Source organism: Micrococcus lylae NBRC 15355 (assembly GCF_001570885.1).
In the GTDB taxonomy this organism is placed as follows: domain Bacteria; phylum Actinomycetota; class Actinomycetes; order Actinomycetales; family Micrococcaceae; genus Micrococcus; species Micrococcus lylae.
Map to the genome: position 1 here is coordinate 1 of NZ_BCSN01000094.1, position 2,839 is coordinate 2,839.

Below are 2,839 nucleotides of genomic sequence, written 5' to 3' on the forward strand. Positions count from 1 at the left end.
GCCCAAGTACAGGCAGAAGAAGACGAAGATGAGCGCCACCAGGGCGTACCACCAGGAGAAGTTCGCGATGATCGCGGACTGCACCGAGCCGATCGCGGTCTCCATCGGCTCCGGGAACGCCAGGGTGGCGCCCACGAAGGCGAGGATCACGATGGCGGAGGGCCAGAACACCCAGCCCTTGAGCTTTCCGGTGCCGGGCACGAGCTCGACGTCGGAGCCGTGCGGCCGCTCGGGCGTGATGTCGGTGCTGCCGTCCACGCCGGGGGCGGTGGCCGCATCCACGGCGGCGTCAGAGGCCGGGCGATCTCCCGGCGGGGTCGATGAATCAGTGCTGTTCGATGAAGGCGGAGTGGAAGTCACGCCTTATGACACTAGTTGCCGTGGCTCCGCAATGCCACGTTCGGGTGAACGGCATCACGTCACCCGCGCAGAGCGTACAATACGCGCCCGCACAGACGTCCCGGCCCTCGCGTGAGGACCGGGACCCTGGGAGGAGATCAGTTGCAGTAGATCTCGAAGTAGTACTGAGGCCCGGACGTCTCACGCGCCGCCCCCCGCACATAACGAAAGAGGCCCCCGCTTCCGCGAGGGCCTCCTTCTGACGTGGTGGCTCCGACCGGCGTCGATCCGGTGACCTTTCGATTTTCAGTCGAACGCTCTACCAACTGAGCTACAGAGCCCGATGACTCATCGTCACCAAGATCCTCCGTCACCGGCATTCCGGTGGTCGGAACATCCGAGCGACCCTGACGGGACTTGAACCCGCGACCTCCGCCGTGACAGGGCGGCGCGCTAACCAACTGCGCCACAGGGCCATGTTCATTTTATCGCTTCGGAGGACTCTTCGGCCCTTCGCAACGAGTAGAAACTCTACCAGGGAGTCTCCCACCTGTCCAAATCGGCAGAGAGGTGATCTCCACCACGCTGCACACAACGGGTGGCCAGGCGTACCCCCAACGGGATTCGAACCCGTGTCGCCGCCGTGAAAGGGCGGTGTCCTAGGCCACTAGACGATGGGGGCCTGCCGCTCGCGCGCACGCGTGGCGGACCCCCTGAGTCTAGAGTGGGCCTCCAGGCCCCGCAAATCCCCGGCGGCCCGCACCGGACCCGACCAGACCGCCCCAGGAGCGCCGTGACGCCCGAGCACCACACCCCCGACGAGCACCTCGAGTGGATGACGGAGCAGGAGTTCGACGACGCCGTCTCCGCCGCCCTGGCGCGGTTCCCGGACGAGCTCGCCCGGCTGCTCACCAACGTGGTCGTGGTGGTCGAACAGGAGTACGAGCCGGAACCGTGGGAGGACCCGGACACCGAGCTGCTCGGCCTCTACGACGGCATCCCGCTCACCGAGCGCGCCGAGATGCCCTGGCAGCTGCCGGACCGGATCGTGGTCTTCCGCGGCCCGCTCACCCGCCACTGCCGCTCCCGCGCCGAGCTGGAGGACGAGATCACCGTGACCGTCATGCACGAGGTCGGCCACTTCTTCGGCATCGAGGAGGACCGCCTCCACGAACTCGGCTGGGGCTGACACCTCAGCTTCCCGACGACGGCCGCTCCCCTCCTCCTGTCCCCTCGCCCCTGCCCGGGACCGCGCCGAGCCGCGCCGGCGGGAGCGGACCGGACACGACCAGACCCCCTCGTCCTCCGGGGAAGGCGAGGGGGTCTCGTGCCGGTGAGGGGCCGTCGTCGGGAAGCGGCCCTGCAGGCTCAGTCCTGCTGGTCCAGCAGCGGACCGAAGTCCTTGCGGGAGGCCAGGCGGTCGTCCTCGCGGAACGGGACGATGAGCACCGGGCCCTTGGCATGCACGGAGACGCCCTGGCTGGTGGAGCCCAGCAGCGCGCCGGCGAAGCCGCCGAGGCCGCGGGTGCCGAGCACGGTGAGGCGGGCGGTCGTGGTCTGCGCGGCCAGGACCTCCACCGGGGCGCCGTCCAGCAGCTCGGTGGTGACGGTCAGATCCGGGTGCTCGTGGCGCATCCAGGCGGCACCGGCCTCGAGACGCTGCTGGAGGTCGTCGATCATCGCCTGCTCGTCCACGGAGACCGACAGCCACGCGGTGGACGCGGCCACCGGCGGGACCACGGAGACCATGTGCAGCGGGGCCTGGCGGATGCGGGCCTCCTCCGCGGCCACGAGGGCGGCGGCGCGGCCCTGCTCGGACCCGTCCACACCGACCACCACGGCGGCGTCGCCGCCGGCGCGGGAGGCGTCCTCACCGGCCGGGATGATCGCGACCGGGCAGTGCGCGTGGCCCGGCAGGGCTGAGGAGACCGAGCCGAGCAGGCGGCCCAGGAAGCCGCCGCGGCCGCGGGCGCCGGAGACCAGCATGTCCGCGTCACGGGAGAGGTCCACGAGCACGCCGGCGGCGTCGCCGATCTCCACGCGCAGGGTCGGGCGCACGCCGTCCGCCTCGAGCTTGGACTCGACGGACTTCAGCATCGTCAGGACGCCCTCGCGCAGGGCGGTGTCGTCGGCGAGCTGGCCGCCGACCTCGCCGGCGTAGCCCCAGAAGGCCGGGATGGTGTAGGCGGTGACGAGGGTGAGCGGGACGCCGCGGGCGCCGGCCTCACGCTGGGCCCAGCGGGCCGCGGAGATTGACTGGTCCGAGCCGTCCACGCCCACGACGACGCCCAGACGGTCGGCGGTCTCCTCCCCGGCGGCGGGGGCGGTGGTGTTCGGGTCCTTGGGCATGCGGGGCCTCCTTCGGCGACGGCGGTGCCGGGATCCACGCTGACCCCGACGGTGCACGTCCAGACTACTCCTGTGCGGGGCCTGAGGGCGGGGTCTCAGGAGCGGGGTCAGGGGCGGTGGCGGTGGCGGGGTCAGAGGCGGGGTCAGAGGC

General features: G+C 71.0%; 3 protein-coding genes and 3 tRNA genes. 1 reads left to right on the top strand and 5 read right to left on the bottom strand.

Translation table 11 applies throughout. From position 1 onward, the window contains the following. The 4 genes from MLY01S_RS11730 to MLY01S_RS11745 form a co-directional block, all read right to left on the bottom strand. Window positions 1-258: BCCT family transporter (locus MLY01S_RS11730; protein WP_174520658.1), on the bottom strand; the 258-nt coding region annotated here is incomplete at its 3' end. A 346-nt stretch (window positions 259-604) separates the two neighbouring features. Then, window positions 605-680 (bottom strand) — tRNA-Phe (locus tag MLY01S_RS11735). A gap of 61 nt (window positions 681-741) precedes the next feature. Beyond that, a tRNA-Asp gene (locus MLY01S_RS11740) sits at window positions 742-815 on the bottom strand. 133 nt (window positions 816-948) lie between these two features. Next, window positions 949-1,021 (bottom strand) — tRNA-Glu (locus tag MLY01S_RS11745). 111 nt (window positions 1,022-1,132) lie between these two features. On the opposite strand from MLY01S_RS11745, the gene MLY01S_RS11750 reads away from it, so the two are divergent. Continuing rightward, window positions 1,133-1,528, top strand: coding sequence for a metallopeptidase family protein (locus MLY01S_RS11750; RefSeq protein ID WP_245232102.1), 396 nt, complete (start codon window positions 1,133-1,135; stop codon window positions 1,526-1,528). Window positions 1,529-1,707: 179 nt separating this feature from the next. Here the strand turns inward: MLY01S_RS11750 and MLY01S_RS11755 are convergent, their stop codons facing one another. After that, window positions 1,708-2,688: a universal stress protein gene (locus tag MLY01S_RS11755; RefSeq protein WP_067192389.1), complete on the bottom strand. Its 981-nt coding sequence runs from the start codon at window positions 2,686-2,688 to the stop codon at window positions 1,708-1,710. Window positions 2,689-2,839 lie beyond the last annotated feature (151 nt).

Bases quoted from the DNA above. Each gene is read 5' to 3' on its own strand.
- MLY01S_RS11755 (WP_067192389.1), bottom strand. From the start codon at position 2,688: ATGCCCAAGGACCCGAACACCACCGCCCCCGCCGCCGGGGAGGAGACC.